The organism is Labrys monachus (assembly GCF_030814655.1).
Lineage (GTDB): Bacteria > Pseudomonadota > Alphaproteobacteria > Rhizobiales > Labraceae > Labrys > Labrys monacha.
Genome location: NZ_JAUSVK010000001.1, coordinates 3804139 through 3828529, shown reverse-complemented (window position 1 = coordinate 3828529; position 24391 = coordinate 3804139). Strand labels below are relative to the sequence as shown.

The 24391-nt window shown below is 61.2% G+C and carries 16 protein-coding genes and 2 pseudogenes; 12 read left to right on the top strand and 6 right to left on the bottom strand.

The window, feature by feature from the left end; all coding sequences use genetic code 11:
• Window positions 1-4 precede the first annotated feature (4 nt).
• From J3R73_RS17405 to J3R73_RS17385, 5 genes are all read left to right on the top strand, one after another.
• Window positions 5-2770 carry a DEAD/DEAH box helicase gene (locus J3R73_RS17405; RefSeq protein ID WP_307429413.1) on the top strand — a complete coding sequence of 922 codons (2766 nt, stop codon included), beginning with the start codon at window positions 5-7 and terminating at the stop codon, window positions 2768-2770.
• A 3-nt stretch (window positions 2771-2773) separates the two neighbouring features.
• The gene (locus J3R73_RS17400) at window positions 2774-7618 is read left to right on the top strand and encodes an Eco57I restriction-modification methylase domain-containing protein (protein ID WP_307429410.1); all 4845 of its coding nucleotides are present in this window, start codon (window positions 2774-2776) and stop codon (window positions 7616-7618) included.
• Window positions 7605-9575: a DUF2326 domain-containing protein gene (locus tag J3R73_RS17395; RefSeq protein WP_307429407.1), complete on the top strand. Its 1971-nt coding sequence runs from the start codon at window positions 7605-7607 to the stop codon at window positions 9573-9575. Before J3R73_RS17400 ends, J3R73_RS17395 begins: the two co-directional genes overlap by 14 nt.
• A 23-nt stretch (window positions 9576-9598) precedes the next feature.
• Window positions 9599-10357 (top strand): HNH endonuclease, encoded by a 759-nt coding sequence (locus J3R73_RS17390; RefSeq protein WP_307429404.1) that lies wholly within the window; start codon window positions 9599-9601, stop codon window positions 10355-10357.
• Between the two features lie 173 nt (window positions 10358-10530).
• A protein-coding gene (locus J3R73_RS17385) for an IS630 family transposase (protein WP_370879838.1) occupies window positions 10531-11486 on the top strand; the annotation gives its coding sequence in 2 pieces (ribosomal slippage) (window positions 10531-10879 and window positions 10879-11486; 957 coding nt in all).
• Window positions 11487-12022: 536 nt separating this feature from the next.
• Here the strand turns inward: J3R73_RS17385 and J3R73_RS17380 are convergent.
• Window positions 12023-12769: an SAM-dependent methyltransferase gene (locus tag J3R73_RS17380; protein ID WP_307429399.1), complete on the bottom strand. Its 747-nt coding sequence runs from the start codon at window positions 12767-12769 to the stop codon at window positions 12023-12025.
• 137 nt (window positions 12770-12906) lie between these two features.
• Window positions 12907-13863 (bottom strand): LysR family transcriptional regulator, encoded by a 957-nt coding sequence (locus J3R73_RS17375; protein ID WP_307429396.1) that lies wholly within the window; start codon window positions 13861-13863, stop codon window positions 12907-12909.
• 217 nt (window positions 13864-14080) lie between these two features.
• On the opposite strand from J3R73_RS17375, the gene J3R73_RS17370 reads away from it, so the two are divergent.
• The 3 genes and pseudogenes from J3R73_RS17370 to J3R73_RS17360 all read left to right on the top strand — a co-directional run bounded on the left by J3R73_RS17370 (window position 14081) and on the right by J3R73_RS17360 (window position 16670).
• Window positions 14081-14752 (top strand): L,D-transpeptidase, encoded by a 672-nt coding sequence (locus J3R73_RS17370; protein WP_307429393.1) that lies wholly within the window; start codon window positions 14081-14083, stop codon window positions 14750-14752.
• 417 nt (window positions 14753-15169) lie between these two features.
• Window positions 15170-15427: pseudogene (locus J3R73_RS17365) on the top strand (IS5/IS1182 family transposase); the annotation flags it as partial.
• Between the two features lie 104 nt (window positions 15428-15531).
• Window positions 15532-16670 (top strand): IS3 family transposase gene (locus tag J3R73_RS17360; protein WP_307422248.1). Its coding sequence is split into 2 segments (ribosomal slippage): window positions 15532-15799 and window positions 15799-16670, totalling 1140 coding nucleotides; the frame shifts between segments, so codons are not numbered across the junction.
• A 109-nt stretch (window positions 16671-16779) separates the two neighbouring features.
• Here the strand turns inward: J3R73_RS17360 and J3R73_RS17355 are convergent.
• Window positions 16780-17151, bottom strand: a pseudogene (locus J3R73_RS17355) (TetR/AcrR family transcriptional regulator); the annotation flags it as partial.
• Window positions 17152-17428: 277 nt separating this feature from the next.
• Here J3R73_RS17355 and J3R73_RS17350 point away from each other — a divergent pair.
• Together J3R73_RS17350 and J3R73_RS17345 are read left to right on the top strand one after the other, a co-directional pair.
• Window positions 17429-18220, top strand: a complete 792-nt coding sequence (locus J3R73_RS17350; protein WP_307429390.1) for a formylglycine-generating enzyme family protein — start codon at window positions 17429-17431, stop codon at window positions 18218-18220.
• Between the two features lie 530 nt (window positions 18221-18750).
• The gene (locus J3R73_RS17345) at window positions 18751-19095 is read left to right on the top strand and encodes a hypothetical protein (RefSeq protein ID WP_307429387.1); all 345 of its coding nucleotides are present in this window, start codon (window positions 18751-18753) and stop codon (window positions 19093-19095) included.
• 481 nt (window positions 19096-19576) lie between these two features.
• On the opposite strand, the gene J3R73_RS17340 is transcribed toward J3R73_RS17345, so the two are convergent.
• Window positions 19577-20347 (bottom strand): alpha/beta fold hydrolase, encoded by a 771-nt coding sequence (locus tag J3R73_RS17340; protein ID WP_307429384.1) that lies wholly within the window; start codon window positions 20345-20347, stop codon window positions 19577-19579.
• A 213-nt stretch (window positions 20348-20560) separates the two neighbouring features.
• On the opposite strand from J3R73_RS17340, the gene J3R73_RS17335 reads away from it, so the two are divergent.
• Complete coding sequence (locus J3R73_RS17335) at window positions 20561-21523, top strand: AraC family transcriptional regulator (RefSeq protein WP_307429381.1); 963 nt, start codon at window positions 20561-20563, stop codon at window positions 21521-21523.
• Window positions 21524-21805: 282 nt separating this feature from the next.
• Here J3R73_RS17335 and J3R73_RS17330 read toward each other — a convergent pair whose 3' ends face one another.
• Window positions 21806-22585 carry an alpha/beta fold hydrolase gene (locus J3R73_RS17330; RefSeq protein WP_307429378.1) on the bottom strand — a complete coding sequence of 260 codons (780 nt, stop codon included), beginning with the start codon at window positions 22583-22585 and terminating at the stop codon, window positions 21806-21808.
• A gap of 137 nt (window positions 22586-22722) precedes the next feature.
• Between J3R73_RS17330 and J3R73_RS17325 the strand changes: the two genes are divergently transcribed.
• Window positions 22723-23652: an AraC family transcriptional regulator gene (locus tag J3R73_RS17325; RefSeq protein WP_307429375.1), complete on the top strand. Its 930-nt coding sequence runs from the start codon at window positions 22723-22725 to the stop codon at window positions 23650-23652.
• A gap of 67 nt (window positions 23653-23719) precedes the next feature.
• Here the strand turns inward: J3R73_RS17325 and J3R73_RS17320 are convergent, their stop codons facing one another.
• Window positions 23720-24211 carry a DUF302 domain-containing protein gene (locus J3R73_RS17320; protein ID WP_307429372.1) on the bottom strand — a complete coding sequence of 164 codons (492 nt, stop codon included), beginning with the start codon at window positions 24209-24211 and terminating at the stop codon, window positions 23720-23722.
• Window positions 24212-24391 lie beyond the last annotated feature (180 nt).

The following is a 24391-nucleotide window of genomic DNA, read 5'->3' as shown; positions in this document are numbered from 1 at the left end:
TCAGATGACCGTGAACTTTGCCCCCGGAGATCTGGTTCGCGCCCGCGGGCGTGAGTGGGTCGCGCAGCCGTCTCCTCAAGATGGCATTCTGGTCCTCCGCCCTCTCTCGGGCGGCGAGAACGACGCGGTTATCCTCGATCCGGCACTTGAGATCCTCCCGGTCGAGCCTGCGCGATTTGATCTGCCTGCTGACGCCGCCACAACGGTTCAAGCGAAGGCCGCCCTTCTCGCGGATGCAATGCGTCTAACGCTGCGCCGTGGTGCGGGTCCTTTTCGGTCCGCCGCGCAGCTCGCCTTCGAGCCTCGGACGTACCAGCTTGTCCCCTTGCTGATGGCTCTACGCCTGCCGGTGCCACGTCTGCTCATCGCGGACGATGTTGGTATCGGTAAGACGATCGAGGCTGGCCTGATCCTTCGTGAGCTGATGGATCGGGGCGAGGTGGACGCGTTCTCGGTGCTCTGCCCGCCGCATCTCGTCGAACAATGGGTGGGAGAACTGAAAGCACGATTCGGCATCGAAGCTGTCGCAGTCACGTCAGGTACGGCGAGCCGGCTGGAACGCACGCTGCCGCTCGCTCAGACCGTGTTCGATGCTTATCCCTTCACGGTCGTCAGCCTCGACTACATCAAGGCAGAGAAGCGCCGGGAGAACTTTGCACGCGCGTGCCCGGATTTCGTTATCGTCGATGAGGCGCATGCCTGCGTAGGCACGCATAAGGGTCGGCAACAGCGCTTTGAGCTTCTGTCGGGGTTGGCCCGAAATCCGGATCGGCGGATGATTCTTCTAACCGCGACTCCGCATTCTGGGGATGAAGAAGCGTTCGCGCGCCTTCTCTCTCTAGTCGAGCCATCATTCACATCTATGAACTTTGAGGACGCTCGCTACCGGGAGCGTCTGGCACGACACTTCGTACAGCGGCGCCGGATCGATCTCGTCTCAGGCGATTGGGACGAAGAGCGCGCCTTCCCGAAACATGAGACAACTGAATTTCCCTATCGCCTTTCTCCGGCCCACCTCGAATTCCAGGAAACCGCGCTCGACTACTGTCTTGGCATCGTTTCCCGAGCAGTATCCGGACAGCGGGAGCGACGGTTGGCCTTCTGGGGCACGTTGGCTCTGATGCGTTGTGTCGGCTCTTCGCCGGCTGCGGCCAAGAGCGCGCTGCGGAACCGTATGTCGAGCGAGAGCGATCGCCTCGAGCCGCAAATCTATGACGAGGACAGCGACGACGAGGACGCGGTCGACGTCGAACCGGGTACAGCCTTCGACGTTGATCCGGAGCTTCTCGCCCTGATAAAGCGCGCCGAGGAACTGGTCGGCAAACCCGACTCGAAGCTGATCGCTTTGGTCGATGCGCTGACGCCCCTCATCAAGAAGGGAGCCAATCCCGTCGTCTTCTGTCGCTATCTGGCGACGGCTGAACATGTCCGCGATGGCCTGCGCAAGGCCTTCCCAAAGGTGATCGTCGAAGCCGTAACGGGCGTTCTTACGCCCGACGAACGCCGAGACCGCGTGGCCGACATGGCGCCGGCGGATGAGGAAAAGCAGGTTCAGCGCATTCTCGTCGCCACCGACTGCCTGTCCGAAGGAATCAACCTGCAACAGCTCTTCGATACCGTCGTCCACTATGACCTGTCGTGGAATCCGACCCGACATCAGCAACGCGAGGGACGGGTCAATCGCTTCGGTCAACCGGCAGAGCTTGTCCGATCGGTCATGATGTTTTCGCCGGACAGTGCGATCGACGGCGCCGTGCTCGAAGTTATCCTTCGCAAAGCCGAAGAGATTCGTGAGGCTACGGGCGTGACCGTTCCGCTCCCTGATGAGCGCGGACCGGTGACGGATGCGCTAATGGCGTCGATGATGTTGCGCCGCGGGGTGCCCCGCCAGATGACGCTCGATCTGCGCCTCGACGACGGCAGCAAAGTCATGGAGGCGCGATGGCGCGATGCGGCTGAGAACGAACGGAAGTCGCGCGCGCGCTTCGCCCAAAACGCGATGAAGCCCCAGGAGGTCGCACCGGAATGGGAAAGAGCCCGCACGCTGTTAGGCTCCCCCGCGGATGCGCGGCTGTTCGTCGACGGAGCTATGGCGCGCTTCGGCGTGCCGCTGGAAACACGAAAAACCTTGCTCCTGGCCCATGTCGATGCCCTGGATGTCGGCCTTCGTGAACGTCTTGCCGGGCACAATCTGGTCGGAACCGTACGTCTGGCGACAACCGAACCCGCGCCCTCTGGCACGGCGCTGTTGACCCGGACCCATCCGCTGACGGCCACGCTCGCCGAAGCGCTTGTCGAGGCGTCGCTTGATCCAGAATCCCTGTCTGGCCTCGGCATCGGCCGCGTGGGCGCCTGGCCAACCGCCGCCGTACAGCAAATTACCCGCGTCGCTCTGCTGCGCGTCCGTTTCAAGCTGATCGTCCATGCTCGCAAGGAGCGGCTGCTGTTGGCAGAAGAAGCGGCACTCGTGGCGATCCAGGGCGATCGCATCGTGGCGGCTGGCGAGGCAGCGCGAGAGCTATTGAACGCACCTGCCACGGCTGACCTAGCGGCTGTCGCGCGCGACAGATTCGTCGCGAAGGCCCAGGAGGAACTGCCCGGCTTGCTTGTAGGGCCGATCGACCATTTCGTACGCTCGCGGGCGCAAGAACTCATGGCGGACCATGCGCGGCTTCGCACCGCCTCGGGTTCGGCATCGCGCGTCTCGGTAGAGGCCGTGCTGCCGCCGGACGTGATTGGCCTGTTCGCGCTGATGCCGGCGGAGGTTTGAGCCATGGCGCGCAAGCCCGTCACTGATATGTCGGCCTGGCCCTCGCTCATGCTCGAGGGTAACCTGATCGCACCTGCCATGGTCGCGAGCATCGACCGAAGGCAAGCGCTCGAGCAGACTGAAGCGGATTATCGTATCCGCAAGGGTCTGACGATCCGCGAGGAGATCTCGACCGCCTTCCGCGTCGGCCAATCCCATTTCGACGCTTTTGCGAAGCTGGCCCAGCCTTCTGTCGAAGGGACGCGTCGTTTCGTGCGCGGCTTCCTTGCGGAGACCTTCGGTTTCGACGATCTTGCCCCGGCCGAGGGCGTGATCTCGTTTCTCGCCGGCGGGCGTGTGCCCGTTGTCGTCGTGCCGCCTTCTGAGGAAAAGCTCGATAGGCGGAGCTCGACACTTTCGACCGATCGTTCGCGGTCCCCCGCTTTCGCGCTTCAAGACTACCTCAACGACGGCGAGCACGCGTTGTGGGGCTTGGTTACGAATGGGACCGTGATCCGCCTGCTGCGTGACAACGCCTCGTTGACCCGCCCGGCCTATATTGAAGCCGATTTGGCCCAGATCTTCACCAATGAGGACGCGGCGTCCTTCGCCGTCCTGTGGTCGCTGATCCACCGCACTCGTTTCGGCGCGGCCGACGCGCCCGTCACCGATTGCGCGCTGGAGCGCTGGCGTGAGGCCGGCACGCGCGAAGGCGAGGCAGCTCGCGACCGGCTCGCGGCGCAGGTCGAAATTGCGTTGAAGGCGCTCGGCTCCGGTTTCCTAGAGGTCAACCCGGACCTCGCCACCCGCCTGAAATCCGGCGAGATGAACCTGACCGAATGGTTCAATGAGCTTCTACGCCTCGTCTATCGCCTCATCTTCCTGATGGTGGCCGAGGACCGGAATCTGCTTCACCCTGATACGGCGAAGCCCGAGGTGCGCAAGCTCTACGCCGAAGGCTACAGCCTCAACGCGCTACGTGCGCAATGCGCTCGGGCGACCACGTGGGACAAGCACCACGACCGCTACGAGGGCATCAAGGTCGTCTTCCGAGGCCTCGCTCGCGGACAGGAATCGCTCGGGCTCCCGGCTCTTGGTGGACTATTCGGCTCCGAGGAATTGCCGCATCTCGAAAATGCCCGCTTGCGCAATCGTGCCTTCATGGAAGCGCTCTATCGCCTGTCCTGGCTCTCCGACAAAGCCGGCATGGTCCCTGTGAACTGGCGCGCGATGGAGACCGAGGAGTTGGGTTCCGTCTATGAGTCTCTGCTCGAACTGCAGCCGCAGCTCGGCAGTGATGGCAAGACGCTGATTTTCGCCTCGGAAGTCGCCGAGCAGAAGGGTAACCAGCGCAAGACTACCGGCTCTTATTATACGCCCGACAGTTTGGTGCAGCTCCTGCTGGACACCACGCTCAATCCGGTGCTGGACGATCGGGAAGCCCGGGCTGCCGATCCGGCCGAAGCGCTCCTGCAGCTCGCCGTCATAGACCCCGCATGCGGATCGGGGCATTTCCTGCTCGCAGCAGCCCGACGCATCGCCACCCGTGTCGCCCGCCACCGCGCCGGTGGTATTCCTTCGGCTGCTGATTTCCGTCATGCGTTACGGGAAGTTGCGTGTCGCTGCCTTTATGGCGTGGACCGCAACCCCATGGCGGTCGAGTTGACCAAGGTGGCGCTCTGGATCGAAGCGCTGGAGCCGGGTCGGCCGCTCGCTTTCTTCGATGCGCAGATTCGTTGTGGCGACAGCCTGATCGGAGTTTTCGACCGCGCGATGCTCCGCGAAGGATTGCCTGACGAGGCCTACAAGCCGTTGACCGGGGACAACAAGGAACTCTCCCGCCGCTATGCTCGCCTCAACAAAGAACAGCGGGATCGGGCAAAGGGACATCCGCAACTGTTCAGCAACTGGTCGCCACCCGAAATCCTGGCCGATCGGGATCATAAGCTGAAAGAGATGGCGCAAAACGATCTGGCGAGCGTCGAGGCGAAGGCGCGCGACTTCGAAGCCATACGGGCGTCGGACGATTGGCAGCGCTTGAAGACGGCAAGCGATCTGTACATCTCCGCCAATTTCTACATGGCGGCGTTCTTCACGCCTAAAGCGGTCAGTACCACGGGGGCGGATGTCATGCCGCTCACTGAACACGTGTGGCAAGCGGCGGGCGGTCAGGCACCCGCCGAACATCTGCGCCATGGCGCCAGCCTGACGTCCGAGAAAGTCAGTGCCTTCCACTGGTTCATCGAATTCCCTGAGATCATGGAGCGCGATGGCGGCTTCGACGTCGTCATCGGCAATCCGCCTTGGGAGCGCATTAAGCTGCAGGAGCAGGAGTTCTTCGCGACGCGCTCACCAGCGATTGCCAGTGCAGCCAACAAAGCGGAACGCCAGAAGCTGATCGACAACTTGGAAAAGGCCGATCCTGACAGCGCCGATGGCCGCCTGTGGCGCGATTTCGTTTTCGCTAAGCGCGCGGCGGAAGCGGCCAGCGAATTTGCGCGGTCATCGGGCCGCTATCCACTCACCGGCCGCGGCGATGTCAACACCTATGCCCTTTTCGCTGAGTTGTTCTCGCGGTTGGCTGGAGCGCGCGGACGGGCGGGAATCATCGTGCCCAGCGGTATCGCCACGGATATTACAACCGCGCCGTTCTTTGCATCGCTGGTGGATCAACGACGCCTAGTAAGCATGCATGATTTTCAGACAGGACTCGGCTTCTTCGACCGGATCGGGCACGCCCGGTTCAAGTTTGCTCTACTTACATTGGCCGCGACTGGAACGGGGCCAATGAGAGTGGCTTTCAGCTTCTTCTCTCGCACTATCGAGGAGTTCTCGGACGGCAGAAGACATTTTGATTTGTCACCGTTAGAGATCGCCGCCATCAATCCGAATACCAAAACCGCCCCCGTCTTTCGGACACGCTCAGACGCTGATCTGATTGCAAAAATATACTCGAACGCCCCAGTGCTGATCGAGGAGCGGGCTCAGGACGAAGGAGGCGACATCAACCCCTGGGGCATCTCATTCCAGACGATGTTCCACATGTCCGGCGATTCCAGTTTCTTCCGCACGCCGACCCAACTGGAAGCCGAGGGATGGCAGCGCGAGGGAACGAACTGGGTGCGACAGGTCGTAACAGGCGTTGAGCGCCGTGTACCCCTCTATCAAGCCAAGATGATCCACCACTTCGATCATCGCTGGGCGACGTATGGCGCGGATTCGAACGACGACGAGGAAGGTGCCCGCGATTGCACTCTTGCCGAAAAGCAGAACCCGGCCTTTGAGCCGTCACCGCGTTACTGGGTGCCCGAGGAAGAGGTCATTTTACGAGCCGCCCGCGTGCCATCGGCGCTGAAGAGCGCCGTCAGAATGACGCGGGGCGAAGGTGGAGAGGAGCGCCGCAAGGCGGATGCGGATAAGCAAGAAAACGCCCGCTCCGCCGCACTCAAAGCGCTTGTCACCTGGCTTGCCGGGGCTATCCCCGCCCTTGAGAACCGTCCGGCTCGAGAGGCTGACATCTTCCGGCTTCTCGGCCGTGCGCACGATTGGCGTGGGGCATTGAAAGCGTCGCCCGAACGCTTCCTTCTTGATCCAAAGATGCTCGTCAGCAGTGCGGAGATGCAGCGGGAAACGCCGCTGACGCCGGCTGATCTTACCTTGATGGCTGACGGACCGAAGGATGCACCGGCCCTTGCCGAACTCTTGATCGACGCCAAACAGCCACGCTGGCTCATAGGATGGCGGGATATCTGCCGTTCGACAGATGAGAGGACGGTAATTGCGAGCGTGTTTCCGAAGGTCGGGGTCGGACACACTATGCCGATCTTCTTTTTGAATGGAGACGCTGATCTGGCGGCGGCGCATTTGGCGATGTGGCTGTCGCTGCCATTTGATTTCATCGCCCGGCTCTCCGTAGGCGGAACGCATCTGACTTACAGCTATCTGAAACAGTTCGCAGCGCTGACTCCATCCACCTTTTCCGCCCATGACCTCGACTTCATTCGTCCAAGGGTTCTGGAATTGACTTTTACGAGCCACATGATGAAGCCATGGGCAGAGGACTTAGGGTATTCCGGCCCACCCTTCGCTTGGAATGAAGGGCGACGTGCCCAATTGCGCGCCGAGCTCGATGTCTTATTTGCCAGAAAATTCGGACTGACCGAGGAGGAGCAGCGATACGTCCTCGATCCCACTAAGGTCAAAGGCGCTGACTATCCGTCTGAAACCTTTCGTGTGCTGAAGGAAAAGGAGATCCGCCTGTTCGGTGAGTACCGCACCGAACGACTGGTATTAGAAGCGTGGAAACGGACGGAGGTAGACCGGTCGGCCGACACGCTTCCTGTCTCCATTGAACTGCCGCCACTTGATGGTCTGCCAGACGGTGCATGGACGTGGGGGGCAAGCGTCCAGGCCCGAGACCGTCTCCGCTACGCGGCGCAATACGCGCTCTGGCAGATGGATCAGGCGGACGACGGCTCACGCGCGCGTTTCGTCATTGCCAGTCTTGCAGAGCCAGCACTGCTTACGCCTCTGCTAACGACCAGCGACCGGAGTCAGTGGATAAGGCTCGCTGGCGCCGAGGCGCAGCCCGCACAAGGCGCAATACGGCTGAGCCCAGCTATCAATGCAGCATGGCGATCGATGTTCGAGACGCTGCTTACCTCGGGCCAATTGGAGGAACGTGCCGATGGAGCATGGGCACGGGGGCAGCATTTTAATTCGGCGGGGCTACAAGCCGTTTCCGCCGATGCTCAGCGCGCCGCCTTTGTAATTCGCGCAATTCGAAGCCTCGACGTCAGCAGCCTAACCGCGGCTGTTGCGCAGGAGGACAATGTGGTCTGGGCGAGGTTTGGGCATGGCGCAGCCTGACCTGTTTGCCCCAACGATGCACCCGCCGATGGCGCCGGAAGGCCGCGTCGGGCCTCGGCTTTGGTTTCGTCGGCTAGCCGTCTTCAAGGACCCACAGACCATCATCCGCGACGTGTCGTTGAAACCCGGCCTCAACATCATCTGGACGCCAGATATGTCGAGCAGCGGCAACCGCGCCTTGGCCCATGGCAGCGGCAAGACAACCTTCTGCCGTTTGCTTCGAGCTTGTCTGGGGGAGCCCGCCTATGCGACCGATCCCCAGCGATCTCGGATCATGGCAAGGCTGCCGAACGGCGTGATAGCGGCGGAAGTTCTAATCGATGGCGCATGCTGGGTAATTGTCCGCCCGTTAGGATTTCTGGGCGGGGAGTTCGCCATTCGAGCAGAGTCCATAGAGGAGGCTATCGCGCGCGGCCGTCTCGACGGGGATCAAACATTCATCGACCCTGTCTTGATCGACACCTTTTTCCCGACGATCGCAGGAGTCACGCCACCTGAGGTCAGCCATGACCAAGTCTGGGATGTCCTTCGTGCTTGGTTGACGCGCGATCAGGAGTGCCGTCTTGCCGACATTCTGGCGTGGCGGTCATCACAGACGCAAACCCGTTCACGCGCACAAGTGCTGGGCGAAACAGCTAAGCTGACGATGGTGCGCCTCGCTTTGCGCGCTCTCGACGCGGAAGAGCGCGCTGCGGCCGGCCGCGAGCGAGACCTCGTGGCTGCTGTCGAGGATGAACGGCGACGCCAAGCTTATCAGCAGCAGCGGTATGCCGATGGTCTGAAAGCCGTGAGGCTAGCATTGGGCGTGGGCGATGAAGTTGGTTTCGACGATACCATTGACCAGAAAGGCTTGGTCTCGTTGGCAGAGAGGGCATTGGCGGACGCCATGCGAACCGATCTGCCGAAGCCGCCTGACGTCAGTTCGATCTTCGGGCGTCTGAACGCACTCAATGAGGAGCGCGGAGTATTCGTTGCGAAACAACAGCAGTTCGAAAACGAGGCGCGCTTCAAGCGAGACGAAGCCGGGCGTTACCGTTCCGAAGCGACTTTGGGCGAGATCGATATCACTCAGGGACGGATCCGGGTCTGCCCCGTCTGTAGAGTCAGCATAGATGAGGTTAAGGCGAAGGGGTGCGGCATTTCGCTCGAAGCATGTGACCTGTCTGCGCTGAAGGTCGCAATTGCTGAGAAGCAGAAGAGGGCCGCCGAGCTGGACGCAGAGGCGAACGGTGCAGAACAGGCGGCCAAAGGCGTCGAAGCCCAGATTCAGCAGCTCGGTCCTCGGCGGCAAGCACTTGAGGCGGAGGCCAAAGCCGCTGACACCGCTAGCCGCGCCGCGCAGGTGGCTGCGAAGGAGGTCCAAGACCGCATCTATCGATCGAGGCGAATACTCGATGATGCGCGGTCGCTGCGCGCAGCCGAAGCAGCCGCTAAACCAACCCCCCCGGGGACTGCGGCGCTGGAAGCAGTTCGCGCACAGTTGGAGTCGGGGCGCTCGCGGGCGCGGGCAGCCATCAGGACGCTTGAGGAGAGATACCAAGGGATCATGGCCGCCTGGCTCCCCGACGGAGTGGAAGGCACCATCAAGCTGGATGGCCACGGCTTGAAAGTTGATGCCGAATTCTCGGGACGAGGTGAGGTATCAACCGCCGCCTTGGACTCCCTCAAGATTGTGGCCTTCGATCTTGCCGCTTTGCACATGGCTATTGAGGAGAAAGCCGACCTGCCAGCCTTCCTCATTCACGACAGTCCGCGTGAGGCGGACTTGGATGGGCAGCTCTACGCCCGCCTCTTCAGCCTTGTGCATCAATGGGAGAAAGAGGTGGAAACACCATGCTTCCAGTACATCGTTACGACCACTACCGCTCCCCCGCCCGAGCTACAGGGCGACAATCATATAAGACTTCGAATGAGCTCGACGCCGGCGGAGATGCGTCTGTTTGGAATGGACATCTGATTCTCAAAGGAGGCGACGAAACTATGACAATCGAATCGCCTCAATCGTTCGTTGTCCGCGAGGAGTGTCAGAAGGTCGCGTCGCAGAATGGCTTCCGTCGCGTTCTCGGGGAAGAAGCGGGTTGGGCGGCTTTCGGCTCGACCACCGCTAGGGGCTCAATTTTTGTAGCTGCTACAACACCGTCAGGGCCGTGGTTTCTGGCCCTCGACCATTTTGGCGTCATCCAAGAACTGGGTTTACCCGCCGCCGACGTTCCCGGTCCCGGCCACGCTCGTTATTTTTTCGAGGCTCTCGGAGCACTCTACGCGGTGCTACGTCGCGTATATGAATTAAGTGTCAGCCTGCCCGATGCACCGCTACGGGAGTTTGAGCGTTGCGTCTCAGATCTGCCCCGATCAACCGAGGCCGAACGGCTTGTAGTGCAGAGGATCGGCCAGGACATATTTCGGGCGCGCCTGATGGATTACTGGCAGGGACGCTGCCCCCTTACTGGTATCTCCGATGCGGCCCTTCTACGCGCCTCGCACATCGTCCCATGGGCGGACTGCGAAAGTGATGCCGAGCGGCTTGATGTGCACAATGGACTCCTTCTGTCGGCCCTATGGGATGCCGCCTTCGACCGCGCGCTTGTAACCTTCGACGACGAGGGCAAACCAGAACTCTCGCCAGCCCTGAGCGAAGCTGCACGGAGCGAATTGCGCTGGTGCTCGCCGATCTCGCTTAACGACGAACATCGGCGGAGGCTGGCCCGTCATCGCGAGCGGTTGCAAGCGTCTGGTTAGCGGGTTGTTTCGAAGAGGGCAGCGCGCGCGGCTCATGTGGCGGTGGGGCGGCCGTGACGGTATAGTTTCACAGGTCGCCACTAGAGCGGAATTTGTCTGAGTGGAATCGGAAGGGATTCCACTGGATGGCTTAGTGTGATTCATAGGTTTCCGGGCTATTCCGGAGATGAAGCATGACGAAGCGTGGTGAAGCCTATTCGCAGGATTTGCGAGATCGTGTGCTTGGGGCGCTGGATAGCGGGATGTCGGCGAGCACAATCGCACCAATCTTCAGGGTGAGTGTGTCCTACATCTACAAGGCGGCCGCGCGGCGGCGCGCGACGGGGGAGGTCAGTGCCCGCCCCCAGCGCAATCATGTTCCGCTCAAGCTTGCCAAGCATGAAGAGGTTCTGCGGGCCAAGGTCGCGGCTGATCCGGATGCGCGTGTCGCGGATCTGCGGGCCTGGGCGGAGGAAGAATTGGGGGTCAGCATCAGCCATGCCCCGATGTGGCATATGCTCAAGCGGCTTGGGCTGACATATAAAAAAAGACGATCCACGCCAGCGAGCAAAAACGCCCCGATGTCGCGGCCGCTCGCCGCAAATGGCACAGCAACCAAATCTGGCTGAGGCCCTCGCGTCTGGTCTTCATTGACGAGACCTGGGCCTCGACCGCGATGGCGCGCCACTACGGCAGGTGCAAGCGCGGACAGCGCCTGATCGACTACGTGCCGCATGGCCATTGGAAAACCACGACCTTCATTGGCGCTCTGCGCAGCGGGGGATTGACAGCTCCCTGCGTGCTCGACGGCCCAGTCAACGGCGATTGCTTCAAGGCCTATGTCGCGCAGATCCTCGTTCCCACCCTCAATTACGGCGATATCGTCATCATGGACAATCTGAGCAGCCACAAAGTCCCGGGTGTGCGCCAAGCCATCGAGGCCGCAGGGGCGGAACTGCTTTACTTGCCCGCCTACTCCCCCGATCTCAATCCGATCGAGAACCTCTTCGCAAAGCTCAAAGCTCTCCTGCGCGCGGCTGCAACCCGATCCATCCACGATCTCTGGGACGAAATCGCCAAAACTCTCCCGCGCTTCTCCCCGTCCGAATGCAGAAATTACTTCTCTAATGCTGGATATTCTACAGTCTGAACAATTTCGCTCTAACCTCGGCGTATTCGGGCGGGGAATCGGCGGGGTCGATTTGAGTGGGTCTTGCGCGGGCTTCCTAGCCGGGCTTGGCGATAGATGGCGGAAGGTGCTTCTCAGAGATCTGGTCAAAAAACCCAATGCTTTCAAGAGCGGCGTTTTCTGACGGTGTGCATGACGGTATAGAAGTCTGAGGAAATTATTTTAATTAATGAAATCAACGCGATGTGTCGACAGGAAATAATCGAGTGGGAATGATTTTCACCCCTCCGGCAGTATCCGAAACTACGCTGCGGTACTACGTAAGTCATTGATCCACAATAAAATTATCGCCGAAAGCGTTCGGCACGGGCCTTGTCGACAAAGTGGATACTCAACTCCGCCGCAAAGCTGCGCTTTGCGAGAACGGCGATGGGACGAGGTGGTTTGACGGAGGTGAAATAGGCGGTGCTCGAAGGCTTGCGGCCTTTCGAGCACCGCAACATCTGTTGCACGGCACGTGCCCTTGACAATCCGCCGGACGTGTCAACTGCCTTACATCACCGTGCCATCAGCGCGAACACGCCCCAACCCAGGTATTTGCGCGTGTACGCGGCGTAGCGCTTGGGTTCCGAGGTCAGCTTGGCTCGAACATCCTTGGCGAAATCGTCATCGGGATTCGCTTCGAGCCATCGGCGCATGGTGAGCCACTTGGCTGCCTCGTACCTGTCCCAGCCGTCTTGATCCGCCAGAACCATTTCCACAACGTCGTAGTCGAGGTCGCCGAAAGACGCGAGAAGCTCTGGAAGCATGAGAAAGTCGGAGATCGCACCGGCAAGGCATCTCTTGGCAACATCTTCCGTCGGCGGTAACTGCAGCCAGTACGGCTCGCCGATGAGGATGGCCCCTCCGCTGCGGAGGCTCTGCGACAGAAGCTCAATTGTGCCAACGGCGCCCCCACCGATCCACGTGGCACCCAGACAAGCTGCCACACCGACCTTTTCGTCGGCGACGAAGCCAGCAGCGTCGCCGTGGATGAACTCGACTCGATCAGCGACACCGAGTTCTTCTGCGCGGAGTTTCGCCTGCTCGGTGAACAACTGACTCATGTCAATTCCAGTGCCGCTGATCCCGTGGTCGCGTGCCCAAGTGCACAGCATCTCGCCCGAACCACTGCCGAGGTCCAGCACACGCGTCCCCGGTTCTAGGCGCAACGCCGCGCCAAGGGTGGCGAGCTTTTCGGGTGTGAACGGGTTATGGATCCGATGAGCGCTTTCGGTGATGTTGAAGATCCGTGGAATGTCCACTGCAGCAGCGCCTTTCGTGTGTAAAGAATTCGGTGATAAGCCTTGTCGGATCAGTTACTGCCTGTCCGGTTTCACGCCCGAGCGCCTCGGCATTTATTTAAGATTTTGGCTTATCATTCGTGTGATGTTTGTTCGCTTCATGACATGGACATCTGCGGGTGCTCTTCGACCGACCGACCTTCACCTGTGCTCACGATGCCTTCAACCGAACGAAGCGCCGGAACAGCGAAGTCGGTGAACGCACGTACGACCGGCCGCATGAAACGGACGGAAGGATAGGCAAGAAAGGCTTCGGTCGGCTTGACCTCATAGTCGGGCAGGATGTGCACGAGACGCCCCTGCGTGAGTTCGTCGTTGACGAGAAGCTGCTGGACCGGACCGGCGGCGTGGCCGTCTATCAGTGTCGCAGCGATGACGTTGGCGTTGTTGGTGCGCAGAATGGCGCGAACCGGAACGTCGACCAGCTCGCCGCTGCTATGACGGAGCGGGAGGACATCACGCGAGGCGAGCAGGGCGGCGCTCGTAATGATGCCGACCTCCGACAGACGTTCCACGGCGTCGATCGGGCCGAACCGATGCAAAAATTCCGGCGAGGCGACGAGAATGCGTCGGACTGAGCCAAGCCGGCGGATGATGAGATCTTGATCAACCGGCCGGCCATATTTGATCGCAAGATCGAAATTCTCGTAGACGAGATCGACGTCGCGATTGTCGAGAACGAGATCTGCGGTGACATCGGGATAGCGCCGCTGGAAGGCCATCACGATGCCATGGAGATGTTTCGCCCCGAGACATGACGGAGCGTGGATGCGCAAATTGCCTTCCACCGCGCCCATGTCGCGTCGAACACCTTCGAGCGCCGCCTCGATCGCGGCCAGCGCCTCCCGGCTCGCGTCATAAAGGGCCTGACCTTGGGGTGTCGGCCGTACGATTCGTGCCGAGCGCTCGAGCAGACGTGCGCCGACATGGCGTTCGAGATTACGAAGATGCTTCGTGACACCAGGCTGGGAGATCGCGAGATCGCGTGCGGCGGCGGTCACGGAGCCGCGCTCGACGGTCCGGACGAAAGCTCTCAGTGCGGCGGCAATATCCATGGGCGATACCCTCGATGCTCCAACATGCGGGCGCACAGCGTCCGCGGCATCCCGTCCTCAACCGGAAGAACGGTATTCTGCGCCGGCGCGCACCCCATAGCGCGGATCCATCATAACCATCAGTTATGAGGTCAATTACACCATGATGTATAGACGCACTTCGCGCCATCTGTTTCTTATTACAGGGATTTTTTCTCTCACGAGGTGCCAACAAAGCATGAGTATCAGCAGACGCGGCTTTGTTGCCGCATTTCCCTTTGTGTTGGCCGGCTGCGCCATGCGCGATCAGGCAGCTCCCAGCTTGGCTGAGCCGACCATCAATTCATCCTACGTATCCATGTATGCGGCGGTCGATACGGAGCCGTTTCCTCTGCCCGCGATCGATCTGAAGAAGGTCAGGCCTGAGTTTCTGCGCCGCGAGGTCGCTTATCGGACGAATGAGCGGCCGGGCACGATCGTCGTCGATCCAGCGGCCCGCTACGCCTATCTGGTGCTGGAAAACGGCCGTGCTCTTCGATACGGCGTGGGCGTCGGCAAGCAGGAAGCGTTCAATTTCCGCGGCGAGGCGACGATTGCCCGCAAGGCCGAATGGCCGGGCTGGCGTCCGACCCCCGACATGATCAAGCGTGATCCTGAGAGATACGGCGCCGTGAAGGGCGGCCTTCCCGGTGGTGCCGGCAATCCGCTCGGGCCGCGCGCGCTCTATCTCTATCGCGATGGCCAGGACACCTATTACCGGCTTCATGGCACGGTGGAGCCGTGGACCATCGGCACGATGGTCTCGTCGGGCTGCATCCGACTGCTCAATCAGGACATCATGGATCTCTACAGGCGCGTCCCCGTCGGCGCGAAAGTCGTCGTCCTGCCCTCCAGCCCTGCAACGAGCTGAAGCCGGCCGAACACGAGAGGGAGAGCGACGATGCCGGCGACAGGCAGAAGCAGGACGAACCGCCGGACGTTGCTGGCAGCAACAGCAGGCGCCATGTGCGCGGGGGGCGCGGGAGTTCTGATCGGGGCTTGCGGAACGGGCAAAGCACAGTCGGGCAGACCGGATCGTCTCCCCGCACATAGACGGCCGATGTACATCGACCGTGCGGGATTGCGGGTGAGCAATCTGGAAGGAATGATTCTGTTCTTCCAACAGGTCATCGGCCTGGAGATCTTGAGCCGGACCGAGCAAGATGCCGTCCTCGGCATCGGCGGACCAGCCTTCTCGAACTGGGGCGGGCCCCTGGCGGGACGCCTGCTCCGGCGAGTGCGGCGGGCCTTTGTCATTTCGCCTTCGAGATGCCGACGCGGCGGGATCTTGCTCAAGAAGGGCCGTGGGGCGGCGGCCAGGCTGTGCCATATGGGGCATGTGCTGATGGAGAACCGCCACGGCCTGATCGTCGACACCGAACTCACCCTTGCGACCGGAACCGCCGAGCGGGAAGCCGCCCTGAGCATGCTCGGGCGCCGCAACGTCCGTCATCGCATCACGGTCGCTGCCGACAAGGCCTATGACGTGGCTGGTTTTGTTGCGGACCTGCGCAAGATCAAGGTCACGCCGCATGTAGCGCAGAATACCACCAACCGCCGCTCTGAGAGCTGGCTCGGGAAAAACGGACAGGACCGATAAGTGGAATTTGGCCCTGAACCTGGCATAGGATGCCAAGGACAGGAGCGACGATGACGAGACGAGCACGCCGGAACCATGGCCCGGCTTTCAAGGCGAAAGTAGCCTTGGCGGCGATCAAGGGCGAGAAGACGCTGAATGAGTTAGCTCAGCAGTTTGATGTCCACACCAACCAGATCAGTCAGTGGAAGACACAGCTTCTTGAAGGGGCAACCGGGGTATTCGGTGCGGGTGGCACGGCCGTGCCAGCTTCGTCCGCGGTTGATGTCAAAACCCTCCATGCCAAGATCGGGGAGCTGACGCTTGAGAATGATTTTTTAGAAGGAGCGCTCACCAAGGCCGGCCTTCTGAGCGCAAGAAAATGATCGACCGCACGCATGAACTTCCGATCACTCGCCAAGCCAAGGCTTTGGGACTGGCGCGAAGCAGCGTCTACTATCTGCCCCGTCCTGTGCCGCCCGCCGACCTTACCCTGATGCGGCAGATCGACGAGCTGCACCTTGAGCATCCCTTCGCCGGTTCTCGCATGCTGCAAGGTCTTTTGGCTGCCGATGGGCACCAAGCCGGACGGTTGCACGTCGCCACGCTGATGAAGCGCATGGGGATAGAGGCAATCTACCGGCGACCGAACACCTCGAAACCAGCGCCGGGACACAAGATCTATCCCTATCTCCTGCGCGAACTGCCGGTGACCAAGCCCAATCAGGTCTGGGCGATGGACATCACCTACATCCCGATGCGGCGTGGCTTTGTCTATCTGGCAGCCGTGGTGGATTGGTTCAGCCGCCGCGTGCTGTCCTGGCGGCTCTCGATCAGCATGGAGGCGGACTTCTGTATCGAGGCGGTCGAGGAGGCTCTGGTGCGTTATGGCAAGCCGGAAATCTTCAATACCGATCAAGGCAGCCAGTTCACCAGCGAGGCCTTCACCGGCTTGCTGATCAAGAACGACATCAAGATCAGCATGGATGGCAGGGGCGCCTGGCGCGACAATGTCTTCGTCGAGAGAATTTGGAGGTCGGTGAAATACGAGGAAGTCTATCTCCACGCCTACGACACGGTGTCCCAGGCCCGCGCCTCGATCGGCCGATATTTGATTTTCTACAATACCCGCAGACCCCATTCGAGCCTTGACCGGAAGACACCCGATCAGGCCTACTTCAGCCAGCCAACCCCAATCCCGGCCGCGGCATAATACGGGCTGAAATCCACTTATCCGGCAGGGCTAAGCTGTCCAAACAAACCGAGCCAACTCTCTGCCATTGACGGGCGCACCACCCTGCATGCCAGCTACGCAGCCTGTTAAGGGTCTCGCTGGGCTCGATTGTCTCTTTGAAGCTCTGAGTCGTCGCAGAGAATTCAACAAAGCGGCTCTGTTCGGAAACCAACCGATGAGCAAGCAGACGCAGCGCCTCGATCGGAGCGACGCGGTGATCCCGCTCCCGCAAGGCTTCGCGCAGCAGCTCCATCCCCTCCTCGTTGCGATCGAAGAACATGTCCTCTTTGCGGGGGAAATGATTGAACACGGTCATCCGTCCGACATCTGCCGCATCCGCGATCTCGTCCACCGTTCACGGTCGAAGCCGTGCTCGCGAAAGAGGCGCGTGGCGGCGTCGGAGATGGGCTTGTCGCGTGGCAAGGCGCTTACGGCATCGCCGGTCGGGAGTTGCTGACACGACGCCATAAAGAGCGCTGAAACGGTACTTAATATATATTGGTATTGAATCAATCGATTCGACTATGTGAACTGAGTACATGATAGTATCCGCTCTGCCTAGAGAATCTGAAGCGCGGCGACGGAAAGCCAAGAAGATCAAGGAAGATGTCATGCCTAGTTGGGAACCGTTCTCACTGAAGCTGCCCGGGGGTCTCCGGCTCGCGGACCGAGACGTGCCTGCGGCGAATGGGAGGCAGGCGCCACTCTACCTGTTCCGGTTACCGGACGGCTCCGACATGGAGATGGTCGCGGTGCCGGCGGGCGACTTCGTCATGGGAGCGGACGATTCGGATGCGCCCGACTGGGAGAAGCCGAAGCACATCCACCCCGTCGAGCGTTCGTATTGGATTGGCCGCAATGACGTGACGCGTGGGCAATTCAGCGTGTTTTGTACCGCGACAGGCAGAGCCGAGCCCGAGAAGGCCTACTTCGACGACGAGCTGGTTGGGGACAGGGATCCACACCCGGTGATCATGGTCTCGTGGGATGACGCGAAGGCCTATTGCGCATGGGCCGGGCTCGTGTTGCCGAGCGAAGCCGAATGGGAGAAGGCGGCACGAGGCACCGATGGCCGGAAGTACCCGTGGGGGAACGCCTGGGACCCTACGAAGGCGAACTACTTGGACGCCTCGTGTCCGGGGGATAAAATCATGATGGGCAATGGGAAGACGCTAGACGAGCACATGGCGGCCTTTGGTGGTCGTGATTTGGATCATAACGACGGATTCCCTTACACCTCACCCGTGGGGAGCTTTCCGACGGGAGTGTCGCCTTACGGCGCGCTCGACATGGCGGGGAACGTCTTCAATTGGTGCGAGGACTGGTGGGACGAGGCGGGCTTCCCGCGTACCATCCAGAGAGACTTCTCGCCTCCCAAGAGCGGCTCGTGGCGGGTCGATCGTGGCAGCAGCTGGGGCAACCCCGGGCGCCTCGCCTGTCGGACCACCATGCGGTACGGGTACCCGCCGTCCGACCGCAATGAGCACCTCGGCTTTCGTCTTCTCCTGAGGTCCGTTCCTGGCGACTAGAGGGGCAATTGAAGCGAGAGTCCCCTGTGGCCGTCGAGCGTCGAATGATGCGATGGGCGGTTGCCGCCGCCCAGTATCGCAGCCTGCGTCAAGCCGCCGAGCCGAAGCCGAACGCGACAGCCAGAACTCGGCAGATCGGCTGCCTGCCGGACCTAACGATCCCAGTCCGGTGATCGCAATTCAAGCGCTCGAGGCGCCACCTTTCAGTCGCGCGACCGATCTGTCCGTCAGGCCAGTCGACCCCAAGATGCTTCGATGGGCTAAAAGCTCAAGCGTCAAACCGGCCGGCGAGAAAAGGCATGGTTTGCTCGCTCAATCCTCGATGCGATCGTGAGTGTCGGCCTTGATCTGGCAACCTGTTTTGTAGTGGAGACGTGTCGGACCGTCGGAGATTATTACGTAGTCCACGCCAATGCGGTGCGGATCGACGACGTCTCGCCTTGGCTATCGGAACTGGCCGGAGAGCTGATTGCGGAGCCGGATGCCGAGTCAAACGACTAGGGCGCTGGTCGGCCGGGACGACGCGCGCCGTGTTCGGCCGGTGGCCGCGTCGCAGTGAGGAGGGCTTCCTCGGCATTTTTCTGCGGCCCCATGAAGTCCATGTGATCGGCGATATAGGTGCGGAAGGCTTTCGGATCGTCAGCCGATGGCATGGGTGCTCCGTAGAGAAGCGGCAGAAAAGCAGTCAGCGCGATGCGATAGAGCGGTGCGGCATAGGCGCGGCCGATATGCGGGTGGCTTGCGTGCCCATTCCGGGCACACGCAAACGCAAGCGTCTTGAAGAGAATCTGGCTGTGGCTGCGCTTCGCCCCGGTGAAGACGCCATGCAGGCGCTTACTCCCCTCGCCGCAGCCGTGCAGGGCGTGGCGGTGTGATGTCTGCTGTACGCCACATCGAATCCGAGCGCGGCACCTCCCGGCCGGTTTGCAGAGGCAATGCTCGATTGCGGGTGCAATTTGGATAGACCTCCATTTTCTCTATTGTCATTTTGTCCTCCGCAACAACTCTCATGGATTAAAGGGCGTCCGATCGTGTCGGAACGCGCCAGGGATCATGCAGCCGTCGGTTATGCTTCCAGGACGGTCTGGACGTGGCTGACGCACATCTCGCGGTGCTGAAACAGGGCGGGCGTCCTGGCTCGTGATATCGAGTTCGGTCATGTCATCCTCCGGATGCTCGGCATGAAATAATCGAATGGCGGGAACCGGTGTGGCGCAGCTGCCGAGACCATCCTCAAGGACGTCGCTGCCGCTTCTGCGGTCTTGGCTGGGTCCGCACTGTTCGCTGTCCGATGCGTTCAGTATTCCTTTGAGCAGGCGTAGGCGCTCCCGGCACGAAAGTGCCGGGAGCGGTAGGTCACTTTGCGAGCGAGGCCCTTTCAATCACCGCGGCGACTTCTTTCGCATGAACGACGAGCGACGCATGGCTGCCGGCGACTTCCGTCGTCCGGGCCTTCATCTCGGCGGCGAAAAACTTCTGGGCCTCGGGTGCGATCACCTTGTCCTTGGTGCTGATCACGTAGAACGTCGGCTTGTCGTGCCAAGCGGCCGTATCGACCGGTGCCTCGAACGCCGTGTGGTTCAACGGAAGCTGATGGTTTGCCAGGGATTCGGCGATCTGCGGGGGAAGGTCGGCTGCGACCGCCGAAGGAAACACCTTGGGATCGATGTAGAGGTTGCCTTTGTCGTCAGGGTGAATCGCCGCGCTGCCTTCGGTTGCCGGGCCGCTCTTGGCGAGGGTCGCCAGGGATTGTCCCACGTCAGGCGCGAATGCGGAGACGTAGACGAGTGCCGAGACCTTGGGATCGTCACCGGCTTGCGTGATGACCACGCCGCCCCAGGAGTGGCCGACGAGGACGGTCTTGCCGTTCTGCTTCGCCAGCGCCTGCTTGGTGGCATCGACGTCCGCGGCAAGGGAGGTGAGGGGATTTTCGACGAGCGTGACGTTGTAGCCCTTCTTCGTCAGGATGTCGGCGACGGGCTTCCAACTCGTCTGGTCGACGAAAGCGCCATGGACCAGCACAACATTGCGAGCCGCCCCCTTGGGCAGCTCAGCCGACTGGGCGGGAGCGGCAAATGCCGCTCCGGCCATGAGGACGGCGGCGGTGGAAAGGAGAAGATTTCGCATTGATAGCTCCTGTTGGGATGAAGGACGGCGCGGGGGCGGGCGATGGGCAGGCGCTTCAGCAAGGTCGCCGTTCTTTCATCTGCTGCTTCGAAAAGGGATGACCGCACGATGCATCCGCGCGCTCGGCAGGACCTAATATGAAAATTTCCTGGACGGTAGAGTTCAATCGTCCAAGTATTGTGTCCGATCGTCCGCGGGGTTAGCATTACCGCTATGGACATTCTCGCCGAAGTCATCGATCGTGTTCGCCTCGGCGGGACTCTGCTCTTCCACTTCGAGCTCGGCGATCCCTGGCGTCTGGCGTTGCCACAACGCCCGTACGCCCTGTTCCACTATCTCAGTCGCGGCTCGGCGACCCTCGCACTCGAACAGGGACGAGAACTCCATATGACCGCGGGCGACTTTGTCGTCATCTCACGCGGCGAGCCCCATGAGTTTTATTCGGATCGTCGGACGAAGCCATTCTCGGTTCTCGACCTCGATCGATCGCCCGCGCATCTTGGCGTCGTCCATCACGGCGGCGACGCGGAGCCGTACTCGACGATGATCTGCGGCAAGTTCACTGTGGCGCGGCCCTCGCGCGGTAGCGTGTTGGAATTACTTCCGCCTTTGCTTCTCCTGAAGCCGACGGAGGACGGCGAATGGCTCGAGGCGATTCTGCGACGCATGGTGACCGAGTCGGCGCGTGAGCGTCCCGGCCAAGGCGTCGCGCTTTCGCGACTGACGGAAGTGCTCTTCGTCGAGGTGTTGCGAAGCTGGATCAAGTCACTCGGTCCCGGAGAAGGCGGGTGGCTTGGGGCGATGGCGGACCCTCACATCGGACCGGCGCTTCAGTTGATCCATGAACGACCGGATCGGCCCTGGACCCTTGATGACCTCGGGCAACGCGTGGGGCTGGGTCGCTCGGCCTTTTCGGCCCGCTTCACCAAGCTCGTCGGCCAATCCATGTACCGCTATCTGCTCGCCCGGCGGATGGAGGAGGCTGCGTTTCTACTCGAATCAAGCGACGACGGCATTGCACGAATTGCGACCCGTGTCGGCTACGAGACCACGGCCGCATTTTCGAAGGTGTTCCTTCGACATCACGGCCTGTCGCCCGGTCGTTACCGGGCAGTTCACCGCTCCGACGGCGGCCGAAGGCAGGCGGACGTTCTGGAAGCGGTAGCCGCCGACTGATCTCGACCAAGCTGACGTTCATGCCGGCTTGCCGTCATGATGGCAGCCGATGGTTGTTGGTCGTTCCGGGCGATCCCAAAGCATCACCGGCGGTGGGGCAGTGCCGCGAACTCGGTTTTGGCCTGCGCATCCTCGCCGGAATCGAACAGCACGCGCTGGCTGCCTCGCCTTCGGCATATCCAGCCAATAGTGTCGGGAGGAGATGATTGAAGGCCGTAATCCCGGCGTCACGAGACGCCGGGGTTGGCAAGGGCAGGGAGGCAAAAGAGGCCCGTTTGCGTTTTATTCGGCCGCGCCCTCGATCGCCTTGGCGAGGCCGTCGGGATCGGTGAGGAACGGGAGGTGGCCGGTCAGGAGGGTGACCGAATTCCGCACCGGCGTGCTGCCGACCATCTTGGCCTGGAAGGCAGGGCTGATGACCTGATCGACGCTGGTGTGGACGTAGACCTTGTCGACCTGGCCGAAGCGAGTATCGGTGACATGCACGGGAGTCACCAATGGCGCCACGGGCTCATCAAGGATGAGGTCCGGGAGCTTCGCCTTCAGAGGCGCCGGACCGTCATTGGCGAAGAGTTCGGCGCGCGCCGAATATTCGACGACCGCGATGCCCTTCTCCTTGTCGATCTGCAAGTGCGGGCCGATCTTGGCGTCGTGATCCTGCTGGGCCAACGACAGGAGCGAAGCGCCATCATGGGGCAGGTAGGCGGCGACGAAGACCAGTGTCTTGACCTTCTCCGGTGCCTGCTCGGCGACAGCAGCGATGACGATGCCGGCGAAGCTGTGGCCGACCACGATCGCGGGACGACTGGTGTTGCTCAGAGCGCCGAGCACCGTATCGCGATACATATCGAGGCTGACCTTGTCAGGGGCCATCGGATTTGCCGGCCGGCCCGGCAGATCGATCGTTAGGACCTCGTGGCCGGCGGCCTGGAGCTTGGCTGCGACATGCCCCCAAACGAGACCGCTCGCAAAGGCGCCATGAACGAGGATGATGGGCGGCTTTTCTGCAGCCACGTTGGAGATGTACGAGGCCGAGTTCGATACAGAGCTTTCGGAGGTCATTTCATTGTTCCTTCGTGTTTTTTATGGTAATTTCGGAGAAATCCGATGAACAAAAACTAGTCGAAATGAGGAGATCGGGACATGCCGTGATCTCCGGAATATATGATGGATCGTCCGGAATGACGCGAGATTTTGGAATGTCCGCAGCGCGAAACGACGTGCTGTCCGAGGTGCTGACGCTGATCCGTCTACGCGGCGAAATGGTCTACACGGCGTTTCTCGGTGAGCCGTGGGGGCTCCAATTTCAGCCCGGACCCTCCCACTTTCATTTCATCGAGACAGGAGAGGCCTGGGTAACGCCAGTCGGCGAGAGCCCAACTCGGGTTGACGAGGGCGATCTTGTCTTGTTGCCGTTGGGAAAGGGCCATGTGATCGCCGATGCCTTGAGCTCTCCGGCTGAAAATATCGGCGTCGTCGCGGCGGACCATTTCGATCGGGACGAGCTGGTGTTGCGGCACGGGGGAGGGGGGCCGGTTACGCAATTGGTCGGAGGATTTTTCAGCTTCGAGGGAAGCCCGCTTCCCGCGGTCATGTCCGCGCTTCCGCCCTTGATCCATATACCTCGGGGCGATGGTGGTGCGCCGCCCTGGCTCGCAGCGATATCGCGTTTCCTGGTTGCCGAGGCGCAGCAGCCGAACCCGGGCTCCTCCCTCATGATCTCCCGCCTTATCGACCTCCTGGTCATTCGAACCCTGCGCAGTTGGGCAGCGAGCGAGGCCAACCGCATGGGCTGGCTCGGAGGGTTAGGTGAGGAACGGATCGGACGCGTCCTGAGCGCCATGCACGCCGATCCCTTCCGGCGGTGGACGGTACAGTCGCTCGCCGAGGTCGCGAGAATGTCCCGCTCCATTTTTGCCGAACGGTTCACCGCTGCCGTCGGCGAGCCGCCTCTACGCTATCTGTCGCGATGGCGTCTGACGATAGCCGCCGACCTGCTCCGCAGCGGTGGACTGAAAGTTACGGAAGCGGCCTATCGCAGTGGTTACGCTTCGGACGCGGCGTTCAGCCGTGCGTTCAAGGCCCATTTCGGTTACGCGCCAAGCGAGGCCAGGAGCCAGCAGCAATAGTGGGCGCATCAAGCGGGCGATGCGGCAACCAGGCGCGCTCCAGGCATGAAGAGCGCGCCCGCTGCAGTCAGCCAGCCGCTTTGACGAGTGCGGCTTCCAGTTCTCGATCGAGGTAGCGGCCGACCTCGGTAACGCGCTCGTCTCCAAATTGACCGAAGAAGGTGGAAGGTTTGTCGTATTCGAACACGACTTCTCCGCCTTCGGTTTCAAAGAGCGCAACGCGGAGCGGAGCATAGAGCGCAGCGCCCAGACTATGTCGGGTCATCGTTGAGGCCGTGATCGGGTTTCCGATCTCGTATTGGACCGCGTTGCGCTTCTGCCCGGCGATCGCCAGGAGTTCACCATGATCGCGATCCAGAAACATGAAGAGCTTGGGACCGTGATCTTCATATTCCTTGATGCTGTCCTGATCGCCGCGACTGAGCATGACCCTGATATTTGGATCAAGCTTGGGAAGGTCGGCCTCGATGGAGGCCCGAACGTCGGCGAAGGAACGCTTGGAGCTTATTCTGATGTGTTCGATGGTAATCAGCTTGGATGTCACTTCAACGGTAGGCATGGTTTGGCTCCTCTTGGAAACTGTCGGACGGAAGCGGGATTGGCCGGATGAATTCAGCGTCGTGCGTCAGGTCATCGCGGAGGCGGTGGCGAACTTGCGAGGCCGGGACGTCGTCTTCTCGGAACTGATCGAAGGGCGGTCTCGCGATGGAGGCTTGCCGGCGATCGACTGAGGAGGCGG

Excerpts from the sequence above, each read along its gene's own strand:
- J3R73_RS17405 (WP_307429413.1), top strand. The coding sequence starts at position 5 with ATGACCGTGAACTTTGCCCCCGGAGATCTGGTTCGCGCCCGCGGGCGT.
- J3R73_RS17400 (WP_307429410.1), top strand. The coding sequence starts at position 2,774 with ATGGCGCGCAAGCCCGTCACTGATATGTCGGCCTGGCCCTCGCTCATG.
- J3R73_RS17395 (WP_307429407.1), top strand. The coding sequence starts at position 7,605 with ATGGCGCAGCCTGACCTGTTTGCCCCAACGATGCACCCGCCGATGGCG.
- J3R73_RS17390 (WP_307429404.1), top strand. The coding sequence starts at position 9,599 with ATGACAATCGAATCGCCTCAATCGTTCGTTGTCCGCGAGGAGTGTCAG.
- J3R73_RS17375 (WP_307429396.1), bottom strand. The coding sequence starts at position 13,863 with ATGGATATTGCCGCCGCACTGAGAGCTTTCGTCCGGACCGTCGAGCGC.
- J3R73_RS17370 (WP_307429393.1), top strand. The coding sequence starts at position 14,081 with ATGAGTATCAGCAGACGCGGCTTTGTTGCCGCATTTCCCTTTGTGTTG.
- J3R73_RS17350 (WP_307429390.1), top strand. The coding sequence starts at position 17,429 with ATGGAGATGGTCGCGGTGCCGGCGGGCGACTTCGTCATGGGAGCGGAC.
- J3R73_RS17340 (WP_307429384.1), bottom strand. The coding sequence starts at position 20,347 with ATGCGAAATCTTCTCCTTTCCACCGCCGCCGTCCTCATGGCCGGAGCG.
- J3R73_RS17335 (WP_307429381.1), top strand. The coding sequence starts at position 20,561 with ATGGACATTCTCGCCGAAGTCATCGATCGTGTTCGCCTCGGCGGGACT.
- J3R73_RS17330 (WP_307429378.1), bottom strand. The coding sequence starts at position 22,585 with ATGACCTCCGAAAGCTCTGTATCGAACTCGGCCTCGTACATCTCCAAC.
- J3R73_RS17325 (WP_307429375.1), top strand. The coding sequence starts at position 22,723 with ATGTCCGCAGCGCGAAACGACGTGCTGTCCGAGGTGCTGACGCTGATC.
- J3R73_RS17320 (WP_307429372.1), bottom strand. The coding sequence starts at position 24,211 with ATGCCTACCGTTGAAGTGACATCCAAGCTGATTACCATCGAACACATC.